Annotated in this window: 18 protein-coding genes; 4 read left to right on the forward strand and 14 right to left on the reverse strand. The window is 37.8% G+C overall.

Going from position 1 to position 25,506, the window contains the following annotated elements:
- Positions 1–160 precede the first annotated feature (160 nt).
- Together nrdB and yfaE are read left to right on the forward strand one after the other, a co-directional pair.
- On the forward strand, positions 161–1,294 hold the full coding sequence (gene nrdB / locus AC2SLP_RS03730; RefSeq protein WP_486535295.1) for a class Ia ribonucleoside-diphosphate reductase subunit beta: 1,134 nt from the start codon (positions 161–163) through the stop codon (positions 1,292–1,294).
- Positions 1,295–1,593: 299 nt separating this feature from the next.
- The gene (yfaE, locus tag AC2SLP_RS03735; protein ID WP_486535296.1) at positions 1,594–1,851 is read left to right on the forward strand and encodes a class I ribonucleotide reductase maintenance protein YfaE; all 258 of its coding nucleotides are present in this window, start codon (positions 1,594–1,596) and stop codon (positions 1,849–1,851) included.
- A 497-nt stretch (positions 1,852–2,348) separates the two neighbouring features.
- Here yfaE and AC2SLP_RS03740 read toward each other — a convergent pair whose 3' ends face one another.
- Positions 2,349–3,677: a S1C family serine protease gene (locus AC2SLP_RS03740; protein WP_486535297.1), complete on the reverse strand. Its 1,329-nt coding sequence runs from the start codon at positions 3,675–3,677 to the stop codon at positions 2,349–2,351.
- A gap of 653 nt (positions 3,678–4,330) precedes the next feature.
- Between AC2SLP_RS03740 and AC2SLP_RS03745 the strand changes: the two genes are divergently transcribed.
- Positions 4,331–5,098 carry a Nif3-like dinuclear metal center hexameric protein gene (locus AC2SLP_RS03745; RefSeq protein WP_486535298.1) on the forward strand — a complete coding sequence of 256 codons (768 nt, stop codon included), beginning with the start codon at positions 4,331–4,333 and terminating at the stop codon, positions 5,096–5,098.
- Positions 5,099–5,915: 817 nt separating this feature from the next.
- On the forward strand, positions 5,916–7,142 hold the full coding sequence (locus AC2SLP_RS03750) for an MltF family protein (RefSeq protein ID WP_486535299.1): 1,227 nt from the start codon (positions 5,916–5,918) through the stop codon (positions 7,140–7,142).
- A gap of 253 nt (positions 7,143–7,395) precedes the next feature.
- On the opposite strand, the gene AC2SLP_RS03755 is transcribed toward AC2SLP_RS03750, so the two are convergent.
- From AC2SLP_RS03755 to hemE, 13 genes are all read right to left on the reverse strand, one after another.
- On the reverse strand, positions 7,396–10,728 hold the full coding sequence (locus AC2SLP_RS03755) for a lytic transglycosylase (RefSeq protein ID WP_486535300.1): 3,333 nt from the start codon (positions 10,726–10,728) through the stop codon (positions 7,396–7,398).
- 379 nt (positions 10,729–11,107) lie between these two features.
- A complete protein-coding gene (locus AC2SLP_RS03760; protein ID WP_486535301.1) occupies positions 11,108–11,590 on the reverse strand; it encodes a hypothetical protein in 483 nt (160 codons plus the stop codon).
- Between the two features lie 244 nt (positions 11,591–11,834).
- Entirely contained in the window at positions 11,835–13,112 is a 1,278-nt protein-coding gene (locus AC2SLP_RS03765) for a CNNM domain-containing protein (protein WP_486535302.1), read from the reverse strand.
- Between the two features lie 65 nt (positions 13,113–13,177).
- Positions 13,178–13,477, reverse strand: coding sequence for an integration host factor subunit beta (locus AC2SLP_RS03770; protein ID WP_486535303.1), 300 nt, complete (start codon positions 13,475–13,477; stop codon positions 13,178–13,180).
- A gap of 348 nt (positions 13,478–13,825) precedes the next feature.
- On the reverse strand, positions 13,826–15,511 hold the full coding sequence (gene rpsA / locus AC2SLP_RS03775) for a 30S ribosomal protein S1 (protein ID WP_486535304.1): 1,686 nt from the start codon (positions 15,509–15,511) through the stop codon (positions 13,826–13,828).
- A gap of 178 nt (positions 15,512–15,689) precedes the next feature.
- Positions 15,690–16,394, reverse strand: a complete 705-nt coding sequence (gene cmk, locus AC2SLP_RS03780; protein ID WP_486535305.1) for a (d)CMP kinase — start codon at positions 16,392–16,394, stop codon at positions 15,690–15,692.
- Between the two features lie 294 nt (positions 16,395–16,688).
- Entirely contained in the window at positions 16,689–17,267 is a 579-nt protein-coding gene (gene tadA, locus AC2SLP_RS03785; protein WP_486535306.1) for a tRNA adenosine(34) deaminase TadA, read from the reverse strand.
- Between the two features lie 61 nt (positions 17,268–17,328).
- Positions 17,329–18,045 carry a uracil-DNA glycosylase gene (locus tag AC2SLP_RS03790; protein ID WP_486535307.1) on the reverse strand — a complete coding sequence of 239 codons (717 nt, stop codon included), beginning with the start codon at positions 18,043–18,045 and terminating at the stop codon, positions 17,329–17,331.
- A 326-nt stretch (positions 18,046–18,371) separates the two neighbouring features.
- Positions 18,372–20,957 (reverse strand): AAA family ATPase, encoded by a 2,586-nt coding sequence (locus AC2SLP_RS03795; protein ID WP_486535308.1) that lies wholly within the window; start codon positions 20,955–20,957, stop codon positions 18,372–18,374.
- A 351-nt stretch (positions 20,958–21,308) separates the two neighbouring features.
- Positions 21,309–21,740: an ATP-dependent Clp protease adaptor ClpS gene (locus AC2SLP_RS03800; RefSeq protein WP_486535309.1), complete on the reverse strand. Its 432-nt coding sequence runs from the start codon at positions 21,738–21,740 to the stop codon at positions 21,309–21,311.
- 338 nt (positions 21,741–22,078) lie between these two features.
- Positions 22,079–22,873 (reverse strand): hypothetical protein, encoded by a 795-nt coding sequence (locus tag AC2SLP_RS03805; RefSeq protein ID WP_486535310.1) that lies wholly within the window; start codon positions 22,871–22,873, stop codon positions 22,079–22,081.
- Positions 22,874–23,087: 214 nt separating this feature from the next.
- Positions 23,088–24,155 carry an N-acetyl-gamma-glutamyl-phosphate reductase gene (argC, locus tag AC2SLP_RS03810; protein WP_486535311.1) on the reverse strand — a complete coding sequence of 356 codons (1,068 nt, stop codon included), beginning with the start codon at positions 24,153–24,155 and terminating at the stop codon, positions 23,088–23,090.
- A gap of 193 nt (positions 24,156–24,348) precedes the next feature.
- Complete coding sequence (gene hemE / locus AC2SLP_RS03815) at positions 24,349–25,494, reverse strand: uroporphyrinogen decarboxylase (protein ID WP_486535312.1); 1,146 nt, start codon at positions 25,492–25,494, stop codon at positions 24,349–24,351.
- Positions 25,495–25,506: the final 12 nt, after the last annotated feature.

A 25,506-nucleotide genomic window follows, 5' to 3' on the forward strand; every position in this document is an offset into this window, starting at 1 on the left:
AACTTCATGCATGACCAGAGCTTATCTGTCAAAACTTATAACTTTATTATTAATGCTATAGGGGATTAAGATGTTGATCCCATACCGTTCTATGTGTACTTATTATTCCATTTCTAGTTTTTAGCAAACCCTAAATATCAAAGGTTAAAAAGGTAAACCCATGACGTACTCAATCTTTTGCCAAACTAAAAATGATGCGCTTAAAGAACCAATGTTTTTTGGTCAACCTGTTAACGTAGCGCGTTATGATCAGCAAAAACATCCTATCTTTGAGCAGCTCATCGAAAAGCAGTTGTCGTTCTTTTGGCGTCCTGAAGAAGTTGATGTTTCAAAAGACCGTATCGATTATGGTAATTTATCAACTCATGAACAGCATATTTTTATCAGTAATTTAAAGTACCAAACCCTGCTCGATTCTATTCAAGGCCGTAGCCCAAACGTGGTGCTATTACCGCTTGTGTCTATTCCTGAGCTTGAAACATGGATCGAAACGTGGTCATTCTCTGAGACCATCCATTCACGTAGTTATACGCACATTATCCGTAATATTGTGAATGACCCAGGTGTGGTGTTCGACGACATTTTAGAAAATGAACACATTCTAAACCGTGCAACTGATATCGCTAAATATTATGATGAGTTGTATCAGTTATCACAGGTTTATAGCTTATTTGGTGCAGGCACGCATACGTTAAATGATGAACAAATCACGGTAGACTTACGCTTACTCAAAAAGAAATTGTATCTGTGTTTGGTTGCAGTCAATGTGCTAGAAGCCATTCGCTTTTATGTATCATTTGCCTGCTCGTTCGCCTTTGCCGAACGCAAACTGATGGAAGGTAATGCCAAAATTATCAAATTGATTGCGCGTGATGAAGCCCTACACTTAACCAGTACACAGCACATGCTAAATATTATGGCTTCGGGTAAAGATGATCCTGAAATGGCAGAAATCGCTCAAGAGTGCCATGAAGAAAGTATTGAGATATTCCGTAAAGCTGCTGAGCAAGAAAAAGATTGGGCAAGTTACTTATTTAAAGATGGGTCTATGATTGGTCTTAATAATGATATCTTATGCCAATATGTTGAATATATCACCAACCTACGTATGCAATCTGTCGGGCTACCTTCCATCTTCCCTAACTCTAAGACCAACCCTATCCCATGGATTAATACTTGGTTATCGTCTGATAATGTGCAGGTTGCACCACAAGAAACAGAGATTAGCTCTTATCTGGTTGGTCAAATTGATTCAGACCTCTCTGATAGTGATTTTGATGATTTTGAACTATAGATTCTTTGAGCTATAGACGCTTCGAACTACTTGATGTTTTTTGTGGTAGGGAATTTTAAACGGAATAAAATTTTCAAAAGATCGGATATTTTAAACAAGGGATACCTATCTTTTTTATACGATACGATACAAGTCCTATAGCATGATAATGTTATACATTTAGACATTCATAACTATATGATTTAGAGGTTGGCTTCATTTCATGGTCTAAATTTCATGGTCTAAGATTATTTCTGCTTAGGCTATTTATCTATACTCGTTTATCTTGTATCAATTTATCATTAGGTTTTTTTAATTTTATGACTTGGGTCTTCACCTCCAAAACTCGCTTTTATTTGCATGATGACGAATCTTTATTAGATGGATTATTGCGCACTGGGCACGATGTGAATTTCCAATGCCGTGAGGGGTATTGTGGTAGTTGCCGAGTGAGGATGACGGCTTCTTCACATGAAGTAACCTATGATGAGCCCCCTCTAGCCATGCTTGAAAACAATGAGATACTCACTTGTTGTTGTAATGTCAAAGGAATGATTCATCTTAAAGAAATCACTTAAATGTCTTATCTAAAACGCTTATAGTCATCTCATTTTTTTATGTAACTTAAGGTATAGGGTTCCAAACTATGACTACTCGCATATATAAATAAAAAGCCCGCTATATAGCGGGCTTAATTATACTTAGAGAACAAGACATATTGGACAAGAAATAAAGGACTTAAAATATATAACAATTAGGCTTTGCAATAATTTAATGTATCGAATACTAGGGGCTATATATAATTCATTTATGGAACTGGCGGAGACTTTTTTTAGTCAATATGCAGTGAAATTTTTGACGCTTAGTCATTCTAAGTTAGAACTATTATTTATAAACAGTCACAATATATTGGCAAAAAATAGTTCCGCCCTGTAAGGCTGATGCTAAAATCGCCCTAGACGTTGTTACATACCTAGCAAAGGTTCAATACGCTTCGAGCATTAGCGTCGGTGTGTGCCTAGTCTAGAACGATTTTAGCTATCAGCAGTCCTAATTAATCAATTCTATACAGCCCCTAATTAGGTACGTGACCATTTTCAAATAATTCAATAAGTTCTTCACGCAATTGAGCTCGCTGCTCATCGGTCAAGTCCTCACCCATATTGGGGTCATCACCCATCAATTCAGGATCATCGTGAAACCTTGGATCTATAGGCACTTGTTGATTTGGCAGCTGCTGTAGATTACTTTGGCTGGGTCGTTCAGTCAACGTGATATCAATGTTCATATTCTCTGAATTACGTAATACCTGAGTAGACAACACAGTATTTGGCTGTTTGCGTGCCACGTATTGAATTAATCGATTGGCATCAGTCATCTCTACACCATCGATGGACAAGATAATATCACCAACCTCTAAACCACTCTTAGAAGCAGGACTGCCTGGAATAATCTTTTTAACCTCAACACCAGTTGAATTATCAAGCTCAGTTGGACTACGTAGCTGCGATAAGACTTCGATACCCAACCATCCACGGCTTACCTTACCATCTTTGATGATGGCATTCATAACCTGCTCTACAAGTGCGGTAGGTATGGCAAATCCAATACCCATTGAGCCGCCAGATCGTGAGAATATAGCGGTATTAATACCTACAAGCTCACCGCGGGCATCAACTAAGGCCCCGCCTGAGTTACCCGGGTTAATAGCAGCGTCTGTTTGAATAAAGTCTTCAAAGGTGTTGATACCTAGCCCCGTTCGTCCTGTCGCAGAAATAATACCCTGCGTGACCGTTTGACCCACACCAAACGGATTACCAATAGCCAGTGCCACATCCCCTACCTTGATAGGATCTTCTCTAAACACTAAGGGTTCAAGATTATTAATATTGACCTTAATAACAGCCAGATCACTATCAGGATCTGAACCAATAACTTCAGCCACACCTTTTCGCCCATCGTTTAACGCTACCACAATTTCATCAGCTTTAGCAATTACGTGCGCGTTAGTAACGATGAAACCATCAGCAGACACAATAACACCAGAGCCCAAGTTTGTTTCAGCACCTGATTGTGGCAACTGACCATGAAACTCATAAAAACGTCTCAATATAGGATCATTCATATAAGGGTTTTGAGTCACCGTTTGGGTCGTATATATGTTTACAACAGATTGTGACGCTTGAGCTACCGCATCATGGTAAGAGCTTATAGGTTCAGGTCTATCAAAATCTCGATTTGAATCTAAAGGGATAGATGTAGTTTCGCTACGAGGAGGTTGCCAGGTATTCTGCTGGTTGGCTCTTTGCTCAACATAAATAAGAACTAAAGCCGCTATTACAGAAGCCAATAGGAGCCAAGGTAGCAATTTCCATATGACACTGTTTTTTGACGATTTGGACATGACACTCCTCAATGTAAATAATAGGCAATTAAAAATATATAGTTATAAGATCAGTTACAGTATCAAGACTAATTAAAAGAAAAGTTTCTGATTTTTCTAATATTTAGGTGAAACTCAATAAATTCAAGACAATAATTTAATTTTATAAATCATCATCAGATCAAGGTCAATTGAATAGCCTTAATCTAATACCTCACTTTCAACTTATTATAATCAAATGTAGACTGGTGCTCTTAGCCCAGCTAAATGTATCTTTTATCCAAATGTGTTGGGCTAAAGCCACAGTCTACGCAAACAGTTGATAATGAGGTATCAAATAGCTTTGTTTAAGTAGCTGTATTTAAGTAGCTGTATTTAAGTAGCTGTATTTAAATAGGACTACTTAAATGACCTGACGTATATGACCTAAGATAATTAGCCACATAATTTTAATAGCCATGTATTTATAACCATAATATTAATATGGATAGTTTACCACTACTTAAAGCCTTGCACGTCGCACATGAAGCCATAATTTAAATTATCTTGTTAAAATAATGTTACTAAATCCCATAACCTCTCCAATTAAACTCAGACTCATTAGTATGATATAACGGTATTTATAAGATAACAGTTAAAATAACGTATAAAAAAAATAAACTATGAGGTTATTTATGAGTCGTAACGAATTAACGCCTATCGAGCTTGAATCATGGTGTGACGACTATTTGAATGCTAAAGCATTTAAAGACTATTCTCCTAATGGCTTACAACTAGATGCAGGCAAGCCGATTAAGAAGATTATAACAGGGGTTAGCGCCACTCAAAACTTAATTGATGCCGCCATTGAGCACAATGCTGACGCGATATTAGTGCATCATGGATATTTTTGGAAAGGAGAACCTCAAGTATTGACGGGCATGAAGGGCAAGCGTGTCAGTAGCTTATTTCAAAACAACATATCGTTATTGGCATACCATCTGCCCTTGGATGCGCATCCCAAAGTTGGAAATAATGCAATGTTGGCAAATCAATTGGGTCTGACCTTGACTGGAGGGCTGTATCCTGAAGAAAAATATCCTGTTGGAAATATAGCAGTCTGCGAACGCACACCTGTCGAGGATTTTATAAGTAATGTCCAAGTAGTCTTGAAGCGTACTCCACTGCATATTGAGGCTGGTAATGAATATATCAGTAAAGTAGGTATTTGCACAGGCGGAGCTCAAGATATGATTGAGCAAGCGGCTTCGATGGGATGCCATTTATACATATCTGGTGAGATATCAGAGCGTACTACGCATAGTGCTCGAGAGCTGGGTATAGACTACCTAGCCTGTGGGCATCATGCTACTGAGATTGGTGGTATAAAGGCGTTAGGTGAATTAATTGCTCAAACACACGGACTTGACGTTGTTTTTGTAAATGATAAAAACCCAGCATAGTACACGAAACTGGGGAGTTTACATTATTCGTTTTTAATTTAGTATAATGCTGCGGATTGGGTGTTAATGTAACCAAATATTAATAATTAAACGCTTTATTACTATTGAAATTTGGCATAAAACACCCCATATTTATATTCATAGCAAAATTTCTGCCGAACTACTATCAGGTTAATTTTGCTTTGCAATGAACTGCCAATTTTAACAAATCATCGCATGTGCGGGGTTTGATAGATATAACTTGAGCGATTATAAACGTTTTTAATTTTAGTCCTTTAATTTAATGTCATTTTCTATAATTACATTAAAACTTAAGTAAAAATCAAAACGTTGGTTGTCATCTTATATCACATCAATCCGAATTTTATCTGTTCAACTAACTTTCAGATAAACTATAAAGACTTAACAATGCATTGTCTTAAGACTAAATGACTGTCTTTTGACTTAATTATTATCTTATTATATGGCTATGTTGTTAAATCTTTTACCCGTCTGCTAGTAACACTTTAAATTCGTTTCAAATGTTAGAACGAAAAGTTATTTTTATTTCTATAAATTTTTCGTTCTATTAAAAATGTCATTAATCATTTGCATTTTAAAACTGCTTAATAAGTAAGTTTTTAATTTTTATGCTTTCATTAATGTTGATTACGTTTGCAATGAACTAATTTATATAACGCGCTTTAGAATCTTGTATTCCTTTGAGCCCTTTAGGTTATAGCGTGTTAAGTGTTGCTCATATCTTGGCTTAGGAGACCTTAACGTAATGGTGCGTTGATCTCTACACGGTATGGATGGTTGGATAGAGGAGACATCGATGCAACGCATAACCTATTGGTCAAAACGCAAGAATAATGAGACATCAAAAACAACAAAAAAACCTATTAGACTCACTAGTAAGTTTAAAAACCTTCACCGTCTCTCAAAAATCAAACGCCTTAATTTGAATCAGATTCCAGCGAATAAAAGATTCGCTAAGACTAAGATGGTGGCACAAGTTTCAAGTATAGCGCTACTATCTCTACCCGCAAAAAGTATTACTACGTCCGTATTTAGCGGTGATGCCCTTGCTTATGATGGTGTTGTCACAAGTAAAGTACTTACGATCGCCTCTGTTAAAGGGGATAGCACCTATTTTTCTACCGATGGATTCCAACACGGTTTTGGTTATGACATTGCTCGTGCTTATGCACATGAATTGGGTGCCAACGTTGAAGTTAAAGATTATCCTACTAATGAAGATGCACTAAGAGCTGTCAATGAAGGTCTTGCTGATATGGCATTGACGACAGCCAGTACACGGCAAACAGTTAATTCAGGACTGTCTTCTATTAACATCAGTTGTGGGTTTGATCAAACTCTATCATTAAATAGTCTACATCCAAAAACCAATTGGAGCTTTCGTAATAAAGAAGATCCTTTAGCGGTTCAAGCCAGTCATTTTTTATGTTCAAGTGAACAAAAAGTTAATACTGCCAAGATTGCAGATTTTTATGATCAGAATCTTTTGAAAGATGATTATAATCGTGAGCATTTTGAAAAAACATTGAGTACTAACTTACCAAGCTACAAATCGTCTTTTAAGCAGCAAGCGAGCAACTACAACCATGATTGGGAGTTGTTGGTAGCAATGGGATATCAAGAATCTCATCTAGACGCTAATGCAGTATCGCCTACGGGAGTTAGAGGCTTGATGATGCTTACTAATAATACTGCAAAAGAGATGGGCGTATCTGACCGAGTTGACCCCTATCAAAGCATTGGTGGCGGCGCTCGTTATTTAGAACAGATGAAGTCGACTTTTGAGGATGTGCCTAATCCAGATAGATTATGGTTCGCGCTCGCATCTTATAACATGGGTCCTAATGCCGTTAAGAAGATTCAACGCAACGTTGAAGCTGCTGGTGAGAACCCAAATAGCTGGTCTAATGTATTTGCATATATGTCAGATAATGCCTCAAAGAATTCTCGCTATGTACAGTGTATGCATTATGTGACCAATATTCGCAGCTATTTAGAATCAATGAAAACCAGTACGACTTAATCTGTATTTAAAATGCATTCACCTTTAATCTTAAAAAAATGTATTTAATTAAAAATGTATTTAATTAAAAATGTATTTAATTAAAAATAGTTTAAGTTAAAATAGTTTAATTAAAAAAAAGAGAGTTCATATAATTATGAACTCTCTTTTTCACGTTTTATAGATTCTTATAAACCTAGTAAAATCTCAGTTATCAAAATGTTGCTAAAATTTGACCCAATAATAACGCTGCATCAAATTTATTAAGTAACGTTTATTTAACTGGAACTTTTAGCGTTTGACCCCGTTGTAACATGGCACTGCTACTGATGTCATTGAGTTTAGCAAGCTCAGCTGTACTTATTCCATATTTTCTCGCCAAACCTATCAAACTATCCCCCGATTTAACCTTATAAGAAGTGGTCGTCGCGGGAATATTTAATTTCTGTCCTATCTGAAGCTCAGCGTTGGTTTTCAAATTATTCGCACTCGCCAGCTGTTGCACGCTTATACCATGTTTATTAGCCAATCTTATTAAAGAATCACCAGACTTAACAGTATAATTTCCTGACCCACTGCTCACCGCACTACTTTGCTGAGTTGATGGGCGGGCGCTTGTATTAGCGTTATTGGTACTTGAAGTGCTATTTGGTACCTTTAGACGTTGTCCAATTTGTAGACCAGTGGTAGTACTTAAACTATTGGCACTGGCCAAGTTGGATACTGATACACCATATTTGTTAGCCAGTCCAATTAAAGTGTCGCCTGATTGTACTTTATAGTTTCCTGTAAAGCTCACATTCGAATTTGATGTATTAGGACGACTTGACGACTCATCTCCACTTGGCACCTTCAGTGTTTGACCTATTTGTAAGTTTGCACTACTGCTAATATTATTAGCTACAGCTAATTGAGAGACAGAAACACCAAACTTCGATGCCAAACCTATTAGCGTATCACCAGATCTAACTTTATATGAGCTAGGCGTTGCTATTGAGGTTGAAGAACCAGTTGAGCTTGCAGAACTTGAACCGGTAGTATTTTGACCACGCTGTATGCTGCCATTTTTAGCAGGAATAGTCAGTTTGGCACCTCTTAACAACTGAGATGTGGTTGATAAGTCATTTGCTGATGCAAGATCACTCAACGATACGTTAAATTTGTTTGCAAGCGCAATTAAAGTATCGCCAGACTTAACGGTGTAACTTATTTCTTTATCCTCTAAAGCGCGATTGACTTGATCTTGGCTTGAAGGAAGTTTAATACGTTGGCCACGTTGAAGCTGTTTATTATTCGAAAAACCGTTAATTTGTGCTATTAGCGTATGAGACACCCCAAGCTTATTTGCGATACCTATTAAAGTTTCGCCAGACTTAACTTGATACGTTGTGGTTTGTCCATTATAGGCAGATGCCGCATTATTAGATGACGAATTATCAGTTGTTTGAGATTGGTTACGAGCTGCAGGTACAACTAAGCGCTGTCCTACTAAAAGCTGTTCAGTAGGACTTAAATCATTCATAGCGGCCAGTACGGATACAGTGACGTCGTAACGATTAGCCAACCCAATTAGACTTTCACCTCGCTTAACAGTGTATCGCTCAGTCTGTCCTTTGTATGCTGGGGTGTTTTGAGAATCACTCGTATCGCTAGATTTAACTTTACCAGGTATAAGCCATAATTTTTGACCAGCACGAAGTTGCGCGTTTGTAGATAAATTATTATATTTCGCCAGTCTTGAAACACTTAACCCTACTCGATTGGCGGTACCAATCAACGTGTCACCAGGACGCACTGTATAAGTATTTGGCTGAGCAGTTGGTTCAGATACAGCAGAGTTAGAATTAGTAGTGGATGAGCTTAATGGCTCAATTGAATTGGCACCATAAAGGTACAGTTTGGTACCAGTAAGCAGCGTTGAATTAGGGTTAATCTGATTCCAATCGGCTATATCGCGCCAATTCAAGCCCGCACGAGCCGCAATATTACCTAATGTGTCGCCGCGCTGAACCGTATAAACCGTACGCTGTCCACTTGGCTTAGGTGGTGCCGTCTGTTGTTGGTTCTGCGGCGTATCAAACTTAAGCTTCTTACCTTCTCCGCGTGCTTCTAAGATAGATTGCTGAGTTTGAATAGCTTCAAGTTTAATATTACCATCAACGGGACTTACCACTTCACCCACATTTGGAGACTGCTGACGAATTTGTTGGGATATAAATTGCTTCTCTTCTGCCGTTAATTGCGGTTCTTGAATGATCGTATCGTTTTTAGTTAACGTTGCAGAAGTAGTGGGAAGCGTATTTGTTTTAGCCAGTTCAGCTTCAACTCTTTGTTTTTCAGCCGCGCTTATAGGAGGCTCTGAGGGCGTTAAAGCGGTTGTTATTGGTACAATATATTGAGCGTTTTGAACTGGCGCGCGTGCTGTACTAGCAAACTCTGCCAATCCATCTGAAGAGGTTACCATACTCTCATATTGTTCATCAGGTATGCTATATGGATTGCTAGCATTGTAAATACCACTACCACTTAAGTTACTAATTTTTGAGTCTACAAGTATATTAACTTGGTTAGGTATAATAACCCGGTTAGGTCCTGCAATGTCCACTCGCCCGTTAGTTAATGACGGGTTTAAAGCCTTTAGTTCGTCATAGCTTACGCCTGTCAGTCCAGATATTTCGTTCAAACTAACGCCATAATTAACTGGTACACTTCTAAAATGCCGACGATTAGCAATAGCTGGTAGATAGATGTTGTACTGATTTGTGTCTTTAACTATTTGAGCTACCGCCATAAATCTGGGTACATAGTGCATGGTCTCTGTCGGTAGAGACAACGACCAAAAATCAGTCGGCAAGCCTCTTGAACGGTTATAATCAATGGCTTTTTGAACACGGCCAGGGCCTGCATTATAAGAGGCTAAAGCCAGCTCCCAACTTCCAAACTGATTATGTAATGAGGTCAAGAAATCATAAGCGGCACGTGTTGATTCAATAACATCCCGTCGACCATCATAGGATGGCGTTTGCGTAAGACCGTATATACGGCCAGTACTTGGAATGAACTGCCACAATCCTGCTGCTGCTGCATTACTGGTACCTGTTGGATCATAAGAGCTTTCAATGACAGGTAGTAGAGCCAGTTCAGTAGGAATATTACGGCGCTCTGCTTCACGTACGGTGTGGTACAAATAGCGGCTAGCACGGGCAGTGAGTCGATTGATATACTCTTGGCGGGTAATAAACCAATTCTTTTGAGCATCTATTCGCTGCTGCTGGGTGTAACCATATTGACCTTGATTCATACGAAATCCAGCTCGCATACGGTCCCACAAATTACCATATTGCTGAATAGCTAACTTATCATCTTCCACCATTTTCATATCAGTGGCTTCTAAAAGGTTTTCAAGTTCGTCCAAACTATCATCATCCAACAACGCATTACTGTAACCACTGCCCGCTGGTACACTTGAAACGGCTGGATTTTGAGCGACAGGCACGGTATTTACGCCAGTTGTGCTTGTACTAGTACAACCAACAATTAATAGTGAACTAATGGCTATTGCTAATGGTAATTTGCAAAATTGAAGCGTATGTTGTCTAAAGTTCATGATAAAAATGACCCAATATATTCAGTTGCTTAGTGGTTAATATGGCGAAGGTAATGTAAATTTAAATCTGTTTAAGATACCCAAGAATCACTAAAATCTGATTCAGTATCTTAATTTAATAAAGCTATATTCTAATAAAGCTTTTAAAATCTTATACATCTTTAATAAATTAGCATCATTTGTAAAACTTGAATCAATCTACTAGAGTGTGTCTTAAATTAGATTATTTAGCTAAAATTGAGATAGGTTTTATTGTTAAACTACGATAATTTAGCAGATAATATGGCTATATTAGCTAGAAATTAGACACAGTTTAGCTTAAATTAAACCGTTCTTTTTCCATAAATTTTAAAAAACTTCAACTAAGACACGCCCAAGTTTAATCAATGGTAACTTGAGCGACTGCTCTTAGTAACACCGCATTATTAGCATCAGACTTCAATGTAGCTCTTGAATTAGTAGTTAACTTAGTTTGACGACCATTCTTGTTCCAAGATTCAGTGGTTCTAACATTTGCTTTGGCCTGATCACCACTTATAACTATATTTGAAATCGTAATATCATAGTTATAGTTACTTGATTCAGACCAACTGTCTTGAAGTAGTTTTAAATAAGCCGACTTATCTAGACTGGTGGTCTTACCTCGGCGTGATAATGAAATTAAGGCATCATCATCCACTAGTCTAGATACTTGATTAATGTTCTGGCTATTAGCTGCTTGTTTCATTAATAGTGCGTAGTTTTGAATGCTTTGTTCTGTTATAGCAGCATTAGCAGTTACTGAAGCTATTGAGCTTACAACTGCGATAGTCAATGGCATAATATAGGGTTTGATTATATGATTCGAATTAAATATATGCATGAAAAGTTTTCCTTAATTTCGATAAATTAAGTCATTTGATAAGTAGAGACATCCCTTGCATAGTTGATTGATAACTCTAAATATATAAATCCCAAATAACTTTATTATTCTACAATTTTTATTCTACTATAGTTAGATTGTATCCATGCAAACTAACTATTAATGGCGTGTAATTTATAGTCACTGAATATCAGTTACTTAACTTAAGTGATAACATTTGAACGTTAAATAGACCTTAACCTGTTTACATCGGATCATCGTTCACATTATTGGTTTGGCTGCTATTATTATGAGCTCTATTATTATGAGCACCGTCATGAGTGTTGTCATCTTCAACAGACATTCCCAATCGTACTGAACGGCGCTGCATCATTTGGCGGGCTAGAGCCTGCATGTCCTCTACTCTATCGACCTCATCGACAATCTCAAGCCCAAGCAAAGTTTCTAACACATCTTCTAACGTTACCAGACCTTTTACCTCACCATACTCACCAACGGTAACTGCAATATGAATACGGCTTTTTAGCATCAAATCTAATAAATCGAATAGCTTCATTTTAGAGAAGACGAATGTAATCTCACGTCTATAGCTCTCTAAAGGCTTGTCCATATGGTTATTGGCTTTTGCTAATAAGATGTCGGACTTTAATACGAAGCCTGTGACTTTGTCCAAATCTTCATCATAAATTGGCAATCTTGAAAACATCAATTTGGGTCTATTGGCCAATAGTTCGGCAACCGTTATACCTTGCTCAAAAGCATGCATGACCGAGCGCGGTGTCATAATATCTTCAACTTTAATAGCGCCAAACGCTAATAAGTTGCGAATAATACGCGACTCTAAAGGATCAATTTGACCAGATTGTTCCCCAACACTTGCTAGTGCTGCAAATTCGTTTCTACTAAACGTATGCGCTTTTTTACCACGAGTAAGTAATTTAGTAATTTTTTCAGATATCCAAATAAGAGGATAGAGAATAAATATAATAGCTTTAACAAAATATGCAACCGGTGTAGATAGCGTACGCCAATAAACGGTACCCATTGTTTTAGGTATAATTTCAGAACCAATTAATATAATTAAAGTCATAACTGCTGAGAACACACCAAACCATTCACTACCAAAAACGATAGTAGCCTGAGCACCAGCACCCAATGAACCAACAGTATGCGCCACTGTATTTAATGTCAAAATAGCAGCAATAGATTGATCGATATTATCTATTTTAACTTTTTTAAGTAAAGCAGATTTTTTTGGATCTTCTTCGGCAATTGAAGCCACATAAGAGGGTGTCATCGTTAGTAACGTAGCTTCTGATACTGAACAGATGAAGGAGACAACGACTGATAGGAATATAAACCCTACCAGCATAGCCACATGAAAACCATAAGAGGAGGTTTGTACTGCTGCTTCAGAAGACCCACCAGCGGCATAAGCCATAAGTGGGAGTACGAGACACACAGTGAAAAGAATAATTAAAAACCGAGTAGAAAACGCAGTTACAACGGATCGAGCTTTCAAGTCAACACCTAATATAATTTATCAAATAAAAGAATGTCTACAGAATAGCATTAAAACTCTAAATATCACATCCATTTATCGTTAACACCTTCACGAAGTGCTTTACCAGGTTTGAAATGAGGGATGGCTTTAGCAGGTACCATTACCGTTTCACCAGTTTTAGGATTACGTCCTTGTCTGGCTTCGCGGTGATGTAAACAAAATGTACCAAACCCCCTAACCTCTATTCGGCTGTCTTCAATTAGATATTGTGATAATAAATCTAATATTTCACGCACTGCATCCTCAACTTCTGAGTCTTCAATATAATCACAGCGGCCTGCGACATCTTGAATTAAATCTGATTTGTTAATAATATCTGTCATATCCATTTGACCCTTGATGATAATGAATTATAAGTTAAAACTATAAGTCCTTTTAGTTTAACAAGATAGAAATATGATTTAGTTCTCAAAAGTTATGAGATAATGGATTATTAAAAGCTACAGGTTATTAAATAGCTATTGTTCATATTTTCTAACTTATAGTGTATTAAATCATAAGTTTGTCGTAGTGTGAAATAATTATTTACATTTATTTAGAATTTCAATTTTGACATAAAAAAAAGCAGCCCTTAGGCTACTTTTTTCATTAATTTAGATTATGAGACTAATATAACAAGCTTGTGCTAGATATAAATCTAAGATAATAAATAATAAAATATCTATTAATTATTAATCCTCTTGCATTTGCTCTTTTATCAAGTCACCAATTGTTTTTGGTTGTGCTTCTGGAGCCGCAGTTTGAGTGCTACCAAGCTCTTTAATAGCTTGACGCTCATCTGCTTCATCTTTAGCTTTGATAGATAAGCTGATGCTACGTGATTTGCGATCAACGCTAATGATTTTAGATTCAACAGAATCACCTTCATTGAGATGCTTAGTTGCATCTTCAACTTTATCACGCTGTATCTCTGATGCGCGTAAGTAGCCTTCAACTTCATCAGCTAACGTAATAGTAGCGCCTTTAGCATCTACTTCTTTAACGGTTCCTGTAACGATCGAACCACGGTCATTAGCAACTAAATACTCGTTGAATGGATCAGAGCTTAATTGCTTGATACCAAGGCTGATACGGTTGGCTTCAGCATCAACTGAAAGAACCATCGCTTCAACAGTATCGCCTTTGTTGTAGTTACGAATCGCTTCTTCGCCAGTTTCGTTCCATGAGATATCAGATAAGTGTACTAGGCCATCAATACCACCATCTAAACCGATAAAGATACCGAAGTCAGTGATAGACTTGATCGTACCGGTAAGTTTATCACCACGATCAAATTTCTTATCAAATTCTTCCCAAGGATTAGGTAGGGTTTGTTTGATACCTAAGCTAATACGGCGACGTTCTTCATCTATTTCAAGGATCATAACGTCGATTTCGTCACCAATCTGTACAACTTTTGATGGGTGAATATTCTTATTCGTGTGATCCATTTCTGAAACGTGGACCAAACCTTCGATACCGTCAGAAATCTCAGCAAAACAACCATAATCGGTTAGATTAGTAACGCGTGCTTTAACAATGCTACCTACTGGGTAAGTACCGCCAACGTTATCCCAAGGATCTGTACCTAATTGCTTAAGGCCTAAGCTGACACGATTGCGCTCGCGGTCAAATTTAAGAACTTTAACTTTAAGGTCTTGACCTACTTCAACAACTTCTGAAGGGTGCTTAATACGGCGCCATGCCATATCTGTAATGTGTAGTAGACCATCGATACCACCTAAGTCTACGAATGCACCGTAGTCAGTTAGGTTTTTAACGATGCCTTCAACTTCGATACCTTCTTCAAGCTTATTAAGTAGCTCTTCACGCTCTGCTGAATTTTCAGCTTCCATAACCGCTTTACGGCTAACCACAACGTTGTTACGTTTTTGATCTAATTTAATAATTTTGAATTCAAGCTCTTTGCCTTCAAGATGTGTCGTATCACGGATAGGACGCACATCAACTAAAGAACCTGGTAAGAAAGCGCGTACTGATCCAACATCTACAGTGAAACCGCCTTTTACTTTGCTTGAGATAATACCTTTAACGATTTCGTCATTTTCAAATAATTTCTCAAGTGCATTCCATGTCTCAACACGTTTAGCTTTTTCACGTGATAGTAGGGTTTGACCCATACCGTTATCAACAGCTTCAACAACAACATCAACGCTATCGCCCACTGCTACTTCAAGCTCGCCATTGTCGTCTAAAAACTCTTCACGAGCAACAACACCTTCAGACTTCAAGCCAGTGTCAACTGTTATCCAATCGCTATCGATTGCAACAACAGAACCGCTGATTACTGAGCCACGCTCAATATCAAGACCCTGCTCTCCAAGACTCGCTTCAAATAGTTCAGCAAATGATTCCATTATGATTACCTTAATATAGCCGTATCCTGTCCAGCACAGTACGGTTCAAGTTAATGAGAGTAAAAGATAGAAGCTGGTTTTACTCTTTTACTCTCATTTAATAAAAAAATTATTTTAAAGGGTATTCTTTTAAAATTTAATACTCAAAATAAGTATTTATTGCTAAAATGAATAGCAATTAGGCACTAAAACTAATACCTTTTTGCTGACAAAATCTCTTAACTGTTTCAAATACTTCATCTGCACTCATTGATGAGCTATCTATTAATAACGCATCATCTGCAGGTTTAGAGGGCGCTATGGATCTAGTTTCATCACGCTCATCTCTATCTTTAATACTTGTCAAAATGGCATTATAATCTGCTTTCTGACCTGATTGTTGTAACTGGGTTACGCGTCGTTCAGCACGCGCTTTTGCACTTGCTGTTAAATACACTTTGGCGTCAGCATTCGGGAAAACAACTGTCCCCATATCGCGACCATCCGCAATTAATCCTGATTGATTGACCATATTTTTTTGTAGCTGTAATAATGATTCTCTTACTTTAGGCAATACCGCAACCCTTGAAGCATAGCTTCCAACGAATTCGTTTCGTATCTCGCCTGCTACGTTTTTACCATCGACAACGATATCGACCTCACCTGTCAAACTAGGCTGAAATTGTATGTCCAGTTTTTGAGTTAGCTTAGCAATGTCATTTTCATCTTTGGCATCTAATTCGGTATTAGTCAATAAGCCTGCTTCAAATGCCTTTAATCCTACTATTCTATATAGCGCACCTGAGTCTAATAGACGATAATTAAGAGCCTGCGCTAATTTGAGACAGACTGTGCCCTTGCCAGCACCACTAGGCCCGTCTATCGTTATAACAGGAAAACTCATATTATACTCTATAAAATATTGAACGATATCCTACTGATAAGCCGTCGTTTAAATAATTTAAATTCGTTAAGTTCAAGAAAAAGTAAGCAAAAAATCCGGCGAACACAAAATAGTGCGAGATTATAACAAATATCGCACCACACCTCTAGGTAATTTTAACGTTTCGTAAACAAAAATTTATCGGATGATTAATGTAGCCTTATTATCAAAATAACAAGGTACAAACCCATCATTAATTTTAATTGAACTTAGCTTTTTGGTTAGTCATATTTATCGAACTAACTTGATTAAGCATTATTTTTTTAATTGAGCATTTTTTCTTTTGGCTTTAAAAAAGGACTTTAAAATTTGCTGACTATTACTTTGTAACAACCCTGAATGTGCAATAATGTTGTGATTATAAAAATCCATGTTAATTAAATTTAACTGACTACCGATCATCCCCGCTCTTGGCTCATTAGTTGCAAATACTACTCTATGCAATCGTGCATGAATTAACGCGCCTAAACACATAGTACAAGGCTCCAAAGTCACGTATAACGTAGTGTCTATCGGCAATCTATAGTTTTGTAAGTTGATACAAACTTCGCGTAATGCCACTATTTCAGCATGTGCAGTCGGATCACAGCTCATAATAGGCTGATTAAACCCTTCACCGATAACTTCACCTTGATGCACTAATACCGCCCCTACTGGCACTTCATCTTTATTCGCACCTTGTCGTGCTAAATCTAATGCGCGTCGCATAAAATTCACATCATCTAGGGACCAGTATTTAGCATCTATCAAATAGCTAGTTATAGATAAACTATCTACATCACGGCTTTTATTAGCATAAGTTATATAAGAGTTTATGAGGTTTAGCTGCTCCATAATTTTACACGTTATGAAATCATTATAAGGTTAAAACAACATTTATATGATAGATGGCAAACTATTGGGGCAATTGCCATTCAATTGGGGCTTTACCATGCTGTATAAGGTAATCATTGGCTTTTGAAAAAGGTTTACTACCAAAAAAACCACCTCTATTCGCTGCCAACGGTGAAGGATGAACGGCAGTAAGAATCAAATGCTTGTCCGTATCTATAAATTTGCCCTTATCTTTAGCTTTGCTACCCCACAATATAAATACAGTATTGGAGGTATAATTATTAATGACATCAATTACTGCATCGGTAAACTGCTCCCACCCCATACCTTGATGGCTTCCAGCATTACCTTCTTGTACAGTCAATGATGTGTTTAATAATAATACGCCCTGTTTGGCCCAATGCGTTAAGTCACCGTGCCGCGGCGTAACAGTACCAATATCATCTGCCATTTCTTTAACTATATTACGTAAAGATGGCGGCATAGGAATTCTCTTAGGTACTGAAAATGACAACCCCATGGCCTGACCTGGCCCATGATAAGGGTCTTGTCCGAGGATAACCACTTTAACATCTGATAATGGGGTCAAATTAAAGGCGTTAAACATGAGGCCTGCTCTAGGATAGATAGGGGTATCGGACTGATATTCTTCTTTCAAAAAATCGCGTAGATTATCCATATTCTGAGAGGTTAGCTCTTCTTTAAGCGCTTGTTTCCAATCTTCTGGCATCTGTACTTTTTCTAATATGGCTTGTTTTTGTTCTTCGGTCTTGCTCATATCCAGTTCCGTTTGCATATGACCTCCGTCTTAAAGTTGATCGTTAAATAATTTGATTTAATTGTATAACATCCTATTGAATATCAGCCACTTTGGTTAACATAAAATAAAAAAGGCCAACCCTTAAGGTTAGCCCTTGTTAAATTTATTATAAAAAGTTTAGAAAAGTAATTGCTGAAACTTTAATAAAATCGTGTATTAACTGATAAGGTTAGAATATAGTCAAAGAAGTCTGAAATGGTTAAAGGACAATCGAGTGCAAATACTACTATAGTAAGGCGAGCAAGGTTAACATCGTAACCGTTTAGTTTTCGCTAACTTTACCTTTAAACTTCGGCGTATTCCACACCACGTTGACCATGCTTCTCGACTACCGTCAATAATATACGGCTGCCTTCAGCTGCAGCTTTACTGCCAACATCAAGAGACTTTTCAAATATTTCATCGATTAAGGTGACGTGTACAGCACCACCATCGGCTAAGTCGCCGAATAAAACCATATTTGCAAGCGGCTTTTTAACTTCGTTTTGAATCAGTCGTTGCATAGGACGCGCACCCATTAAGCGATCGTATCCTTTTTCAGCCAAATAATCTCTGACAGCATCGTCAATTTCAAGTACCACTTGTTTGTCATCAAGTTGCGCCTGTAATTCAACAAGGAATTTATCCACAACAGAAACAACAATCGATGGATCAAGAGGATTGAATTGGATAATAGCATCTAAACGGTTACGGAACTCTGGCGTAAATACCCGATTTAGCGCTTCGGTATTATCTCTACTATGATCTTGTTTCGTAAAGCCCATAGACGCTCGGCTAATGTTCTCTGCACCGACGTTAGTGGTCATAATCAAGATAACTTGTTTGAAACTTGCCACACGTCCATTATTATCAGTTAGCGTACCATGATCCATGACTTGTAATAATAGATTGAATACATCTGGATGAGCCTTTTCAATTTCATCGAGTAACAGTACACAATGTGGATGCTGATTGATTTTCTCAGTCAGTAGACCGCCTTGATCAAATCCAACATAACCTGGAGGCGCGCCGATTAATCGAGAAGCAGTATGAGCTTCCATATACTCTGACATATCAAAACGAATTAATTCAACCCCCATTAGATTAGCCAACTGTTTAGAGACCTCGGTTTTACCGACCCCAGTAGGACCTGCAAACATAAATGAACCAATAGGTTTGTTCGCATCTTTCAAGCCAGCACGAGACAACTTGATGGCATCAGATAAGGTGTTGATTGCTTCGCTTTGACCGAATACTAAACGGTTCAAATCACGCTCTAAGTGCTGCATCAATGATTTGTCATCATTAGATACAGATTTTGGCGGTATACGAGCAAGTTTCGATATGATTGCTTCAATATCATCTACATCAATGATTGTAACTGGCTTGCTTTCATCGGTAGAAGATCGTAATTCATCGTCATCATCATCAAGCTCTGACTCTAGATCACTATCTAGTTCTGTATCAAGATCTGACTCAATCTCTAAAGTCTCATCTTCAATAACAGCATCAATTCTTGATTCGACCTCGATTGCCAGATCAGACTCTGAAGTCACATCGGTATCAGGCTCTTCATCAACTATATTGAAATCAGTATTATTAATGTCATCAATCAGCTGATCTTCATCATCAACCTGCTCGGCATCAGGCGTTATGCCTAAACGTTTATAAGCACCCGCTTCATCGATAACGTCGATGGCCTTATCGGGTAAAAAGCGTTCATGAATATGTTTAGCAGATAAATTAACGGCGCTAACAAGTGCTGCATCAGTATACTCAACGTTATGAAACTCTTCATAGCGCGGTTTTAAACCTCGAAGAATATCGATACTGTCATCAATGCTAGGTTCGTTCACATCAATCTTTTGGAATCGACGCGATAACGCATGATCTTTTTCAAATACTTGACGGTATTCAGTAAAGGTAGTTGAACCAATACATCTAAGCTCACCGTTTGCTAAGGCAGGCTTAATCAAATTAGACACATCCATGTTACTACTCATAGATGAGCCTGCGCCTATTATCATATGAATCTCATCGATAAATAAGATGGCATTTGGCTTCTCTTTCAAAGCTTCAAGTAGCGCTTTCATTCTTTTTTCAAAATCACCGCGATACTTAGTACCAGCTATAAGCGAACCAATATCTAAACTATAGATAACACAGCCTTGCAGCGGCTTAGGCGCTTTATTATTAATAATTAACCACGCTAAGCCTTCAGCAATAGAGGTTTTACCCACGCCTGGATCACCCACTAATAGAGGGTTATTTTTGCGGCGGCGGCATAAGACTTGAGCAGTGCGCTCAATTTCACTACTGCGACCTATTAATGGGTCAGTTTTGCCTTCAGCGGCGCGCTTATTTAGATTTTGAGCAAACTCTGTCAGCGGATCTTTTTTAGCACGGCCAGCTTTTGCCTCTGCACTATCACCCTCTGTTTGACTTGAAGGGGTTTCCTCTCCATCAGCACCATGAGATAGATACTGAGTCAGCTCTAATCGGCTCACACCCTGCTTTTTAAGCAAGTACACAGCGTACGTGTCGTGCTCAGAAAACATGGATACGAGAATGTCTGAACCTTGAACTAATCTTCCTGATCCAATCGACTGTACATGGAAAATAGCACGCTGCAATATACGATCGAAGCTTTGCGTAGCTTCAGGGGTTTGCTCTACGTCAGGATCAAGGGTAGGCGTATGTTTTTCAATATAAGCTTCAAGATCTGTACGTAAAGTGGTAATGTCAGCACCACATGATTTTAAAGTGGTGACAGCATCATTATTTTCAAGCAATGCTAAAAGTAGATGTTCAACGGTAAGATATTCATGAGATTTCTGTCGCGCCAATGTCATGGCTAATCGTAATGATACTTCTAAATGACGACTTAACATATATTTATCCTGATAATACTTTTTATTTTAAATGGGCAATGTCAGTTTGAATAAAAATGTAGTGTGTAACTTTACTATAGCAAGTTCAGAGGATTAAGGGGTAAAAAAAGAAGGGTTTTTCCACATTTCCAATTCAGAATGACAGAATTGCCAGATGTTCTAATTGAGTTTCTTTATAAATATGGTCAATCGTAAGGAATATCAAGTATATATATGAATTAGTTTATATATTTAATGAAGGTATTTTAACTACTTTATCAAACACTTAAATATTTAGAGTTCGATAAGCGTGCAGACAGTATGAATAAGATGGGGTTTGAAATGGATGAGATATAAATATCTGATGAATATCTAGCCGTCTTGATGGGGTTCTATTTGAGTCAATAAAGGATAGCCTTCATTACGAGCGGTTTGATTTACTTTTTTTGCTTTTGTTTCAGCAATATCTTTTGGATATATGCCTGCAATACCTCTGCCGTTGTGATGAATGCTTAACATAATTTCAACAGCACTATCAATATTGTGTTTAAATTCAGATTGTAATACATACACTACAAATTCCATAGGGGTATAGTCGTCATTGTACATAACCACTGCAAACATTGGTGGTTCAACAACTTCTGGATCTGCCACCATGACTTCTACTTCACTATCACCTTCTGTTTCATCCATAAGTTTAGATGGCTTATCTGTCTTAGGATGTTCAATAGGCTTAGTAGATGGATGGTGCCAATCTAATAAAATGTCGTAAGGTCTGGAAGAATAAATTTCTTTTTTAATCATAATTTTATTTTTGGGGTTCAGTATAAATTTTGGAGACGCATTTAAGGACTATTTAGCGATTATTATTAAAAAATAAAGTAGCTTCTTTCTAGGGTCTGTTGAGCATTCTAATATTAGGACTGCTGATATACTCAGCGAACTTATAAATAGTCACGGTGTTAACCTCGTTAAGCCTACCCTAGTAGTACTTGTACTCGGTTGCCTTGTGACTATTTTAAATTTCTTTGACTATAGCTTAAAATTAATTATCGCAAAGTAGCTATCCAAAGTTGATTATTTCAAAAAAGCTATCACGAAGTAGCTTTTGCAAATAACTATCACAAAGTAATTAGCATTTTTTAATTTTCACTCTCATCCATAGTCACAGGTCTTTTATCAGTTTCTGGAATATCTGCCAATGAGATAGGTAACTTTTCGACTGGCTTATCAAGCTCCCAATCGTAAATTTGTTCAACATCTTGGCCGTTTGCACTAAGCTCGAGTTTAGCTTGCTTAGGTTTAAACCCAGTTGGCATGATAAAGCGTCCTCGAATTCTAGATATCCCTTTAATGTCATAATATTTGGGTTCTATGGGGACCTCAACCAAGTTATCTTCGTCTAATAGAGTTAATTTGGGTGTTAAGCGGTGTTCATCATTATCTCGAGCAAGCATTGCAATATCAAAGCGATATTCAAAGGCGTTCTCTGGTAACGGGGCTATTTTGGCACCTACTACCTTCAAATCCAAACCGCCTTTTTGAGATATTTCGTTAGAGAATACGGAGATGACCTGTTCAAGCTGAAGATTTGATAATTCTAAATCATCCACCTTACTGCGTAATTGTTCTAAATTATTAAGGCTGATATCACGTTCTTGTTCAAGAGAGTCGATGTTCTTTCTTAAACTTTCAACTTCTGATTTTAATGAGTCAACTTCTTCACTACTAAACTCGATATTAGTACTGTTATGTTTAATAGCCTGCTGCGATGATTTATAACCCTGGTTATAACCAAATTTATGTCCAAAGGCTATGGCAACAATACCCGTTATCAGTACAGCACTAACAAACATGACCAGTATCAACGGGTTTTTTAAACTCGTTGACACGCTTTTATCAGGTCTATGATTTGGATTGCTGATTTCGGATGACATGTTATAAGCTCGTCTCTTGTAACTCGGCGTTAGATTTATGCGTTAGCCATATGGCTCTCAAAACTTCAATTTTTGATTAAACGGCTGATCATTATACCTAACTATTTACTTAATAACTAACACCAGACTTAGATTAATATAAGCGTATTTAATAAAGCTACAAATACAAATTATTAATAATTCATATTTTTATAACAATAATTCGTATTCAGATTTATGGCACGACAGGCACATGATTTAAACCTAAAGATTCATCAAAATCAAACATAACGTTCATACATTGAATTGCCTGACCTGCAGCACCCTTAACTAGGTTGTCTTGCACAACAAATATAGTGGCGACTTGGTTGTCATTGTCTTGATGAACTGCGATTCTCAGCTTATTACTCGCTCTTACACTTCGGGTATCTGGATATTCTCCGGCAGGTAAAACATCGACAAACTGCTCACCTTTATAGGCGTGTTCAAATATTTGCTGTAAGTCGCATTGCATGCCATCTTTGGTTAATTCCAAATGTAGGGTAGAGAACATGCCTCGAATCATAGGCACCAGATGCGGCAAGAAACGTACTTTATGATCAAACTTACTTTGCAGTAGCACATTTACGCCCTGCACAATTTCAGGTAAATGACGATGACCTGTCACCCCGTAAGCTTTAAAATTATCAGTCGTCTCAGCGTAGTTCAAATCAAGTTTGGCTTGTCTACCTGCACCTGATACGCCAGACTTAGCATCAATTATGATTCTTTGTTCTATGATTTTATTACCGCATTCATTTTGATACTCGATAATAGGCTTTAAACCAAGGATAGCGGTGGTAGGATAGCAACCGGGATTACCGACAATATTTGCAGATTTTATAGCAGCACGATTTATCTCAGGCAGCCCATACGCAGCTTGTTTTAGTAGATCTGGGCAGGCATGATCATGTTTATACCATCGCTCAAATTCTTCTAGCGATTCCAGCCTAAAGTCGGCAGCGAGATCAATTACTTTGACACCCGCATTTACTAAGTCTTGAGCTTGATGCATTGCGACGCCGTGCGGGGTGGCAAAAAATACCACGTCACATTGAGTCAACGACTTTAAAGTATCTTCCCCTAAATCGCTATACACAAGATCACTAAAACCGCGCAAACTCGGAAAAATACTTGCGACTGGTTTGCCAGCTTCAGAACGTGACGTCAGCCACTTTATGTTTACTTTTGGATGCGAAGATAATAGCCTGATAAGCTCGACTCCGGTATATCCTGTTCCGCCGACAATTGCTACTTCTAACATGATTTACCCCAAATTATTTATGACTTTAGTCTATCCGTTTACAGCCCTATTAGCGAACAACTATTAAGTATGATTTTCTAACACGGTTTTTTATCATGATTTTTAACATGGTTTTTAACATGGTTTTTAACATGGTTTTTAACATGGTTTTTAACATGGTTTTTATCATAGTTGCTAAACGGTTCATTAAATCCTAAAGCTTATAATCATGTACAGCATCTACAAATACTTTAGCATGATCAGGATTAACCCACTGGGTAATACCATGACCTAGATTTGCAACATAACCAGTTTTCTCACTATTGGCATAAGCGTCGTCCAACATTAGCTTCACCGACTGTTGTATGGTCGAAGGTGATCCATAAAGGGTTGCTGGATCTAAATTACCTTGTACTGCTTTACTCTTTTGGATTTTCTTGTATTTTTTAGTGAGTGCTTTTTGTTCCTCAGTAAGAATGGCGCGCGCTCTATCAAGTGGCATTGTCCAATCTAGACCTAAACAGTCAGCTTCACTATCGGCTTGCACATCTAACCACAAGCCCCCGCCTTTGGTAAATAATACCACAGGGATATCAGGATGACGCTTTTTAAGCTCTGAAACGACTCTTTTATTATAGTTGTGTGAAAATTCCACAAACTGACGGTGTGCTAAAGCGCCGCCCCAGCTATCAAACAATTGCACAAGCTGAGCACCAGCATTTATTTGAGCATCTAAATAATCAATTATACACTCTGTTGTGTGCGATAGAATCTGATGTAAAAATTCAGGCTGACTGTATAACAACCCTTTTGTATGACGATAATCTTTAGAACTGCCGCCTTCAATCATATAGGTGGCTAGAGTCCAAGCACTACCCGAGAATCCAAATAAGGGCACTTTACCATTAAGCTCTTTGCGGATGCTAGTGACGGCATCCATGACGTAGCCTAATGAATCTTTAGCATCAAAGGCTTCAAGTTGTTTAAAGTCTTCTTCAGTACGCAACGTTCTCTTGAATTTAGGACCTTCACCCGTTTCAAAGTACAAGCCCAAACCCATTGCGTCAGGAATGGTTAATATATCACTAAATAGTATCGCTGCGTCTAGATCGAACCGTCTTAGCGGCTGCATGGTGACTTCAGTGGCACGCGCCGTATCTTTACATAAGCTTAAAAAATCACCCGCTTCAGCTCTGGTTGCTTTATATTCAGGTAAATAACGACCTGCTTGACGCATCATCCACACAGGGGTTACGTCAATCTGTTCAAATTTCAGCGCCCTTAACAATCTATCATTTTTTAGAGGGGCAAATTCATGTGAATCATTGTAAGAATTATTAGAAGAGTTATTACTAGTCATAGTTCTCTCTTT

Source organism: Psychrobacter sp. CX21 (assembly GCF_057396255.1).

Excerpts from the sequence above, each read along its gene's own strand:
- AC2SLP_RS03740 (WP_486535297.1), bottom strand. The coding sequence starts at position 3,677 with ATGTCCAAATCGTCAAAAAACAGTGTCATATGGAAATTGCTACCTTGG.
- AC2SLP_RS03745 (WP_486535298.1), top strand. The coding sequence starts at position 4,331 with ATGAGTCGTAACGAATTAACGCCTATCGAGCTTGAATCATGGTGTGAC.
- rpsA (WP_486535304.1), bottom strand. The coding sequence starts at position 15,511 with ATGGAATCATTTGCTGAACTATTTGAAGCGAGTCTTGGAGAGCAGGGT.
- tadA (WP_486535306.1), bottom strand. The coding sequence starts at position 17,267 with ATGGAGCAGCTAAACCTCATAAACTCTTATATAACTTATGCTAATAAA.
- AC2SLP_RS03755 (WP_486535300.1), bottom strand. The coding sequence starts at position 10,728 with ATGAACTTTAGACAACATACGCTTCAATTTTGCAAATTACCATTAGCA.
- argC (WP_486535311.1), bottom strand. The coding sequence starts at position 24,155 with ATGTTAGAAGTAGCAATTGTCGGCGGAACAGGATATACCGGAGTCGAG.
- AC2SLP_RS03790 (WP_486535307.1), bottom strand. The coding sequence starts at position 18,045 with ATGAGCAAGACCGAAGAACAAAAACAAGCCATATTAGAAAAAGTACAG.
- AC2SLP_RS03795 (WP_486535308.1), bottom strand. The coding sequence starts at position 20,957 with ATGTTAAGTCGTCATTTAGAAGTATCATTACGATTAGCCATGACATTG.
- AC2SLP_RS03760 (WP_486535301.1), bottom strand. The coding sequence starts at position 11,590 with ATGCATATATTTAATTCGAATCATATAATCAAACCCTATATTATGCCA.
- hemE (WP_486535312.1), bottom strand. The coding sequence starts at position 25,494 with ATGACTAGTAATAACTCTTCTAATAATTCTTACAATGATTCACATGAA.
- AC2SLP_RS03800 (WP_486535309.1), bottom strand. The coding sequence starts at position 21,740 with ATGATTAAAAAAGAAATTTATTCTTCCAGACCTTACGACATTTTATTA.
- cmk (WP_486535305.1), bottom strand. The coding sequence starts at position 16,394 with ATGAGTTTTCCTGTTATAACGATAGACGGGCCTAGTGGTGCTGGCAAG.
- nrdB (WP_486535295.1), top strand. The coding sequence starts at position 161 with ATGACGTACTCAATCTTTTGCCAAACTAAAAATGATGCGCTTAAAGAA.
- AC2SLP_RS03750 (WP_486535299.1), top strand. The coding sequence starts at position 5,916 with ATGCAACGCATAACCTATTGGTCAAAACGCAAGAATAATGAGACATCA.
- AC2SLP_RS03770 (WP_486535303.1), bottom strand. The coding sequence starts at position 13,477 with ATGACAGATATTATTAACAAATCAGATTTAATTCAAGATGTCGCAGGC.
- yfaE (WP_486535296.1), top strand. The coding sequence starts at position 1,594 with ATGACTTGGGTCTTCACCTCCAAAACTCGCTTTTATTTGCATGATGAC.
- AC2SLP_RS03805 (WP_486535310.1), bottom strand. The coding sequence starts at position 22,873 with ATGTCATCCGAAATCAGCAATCCAAATCATAGACCTGATAAAAGCGTG.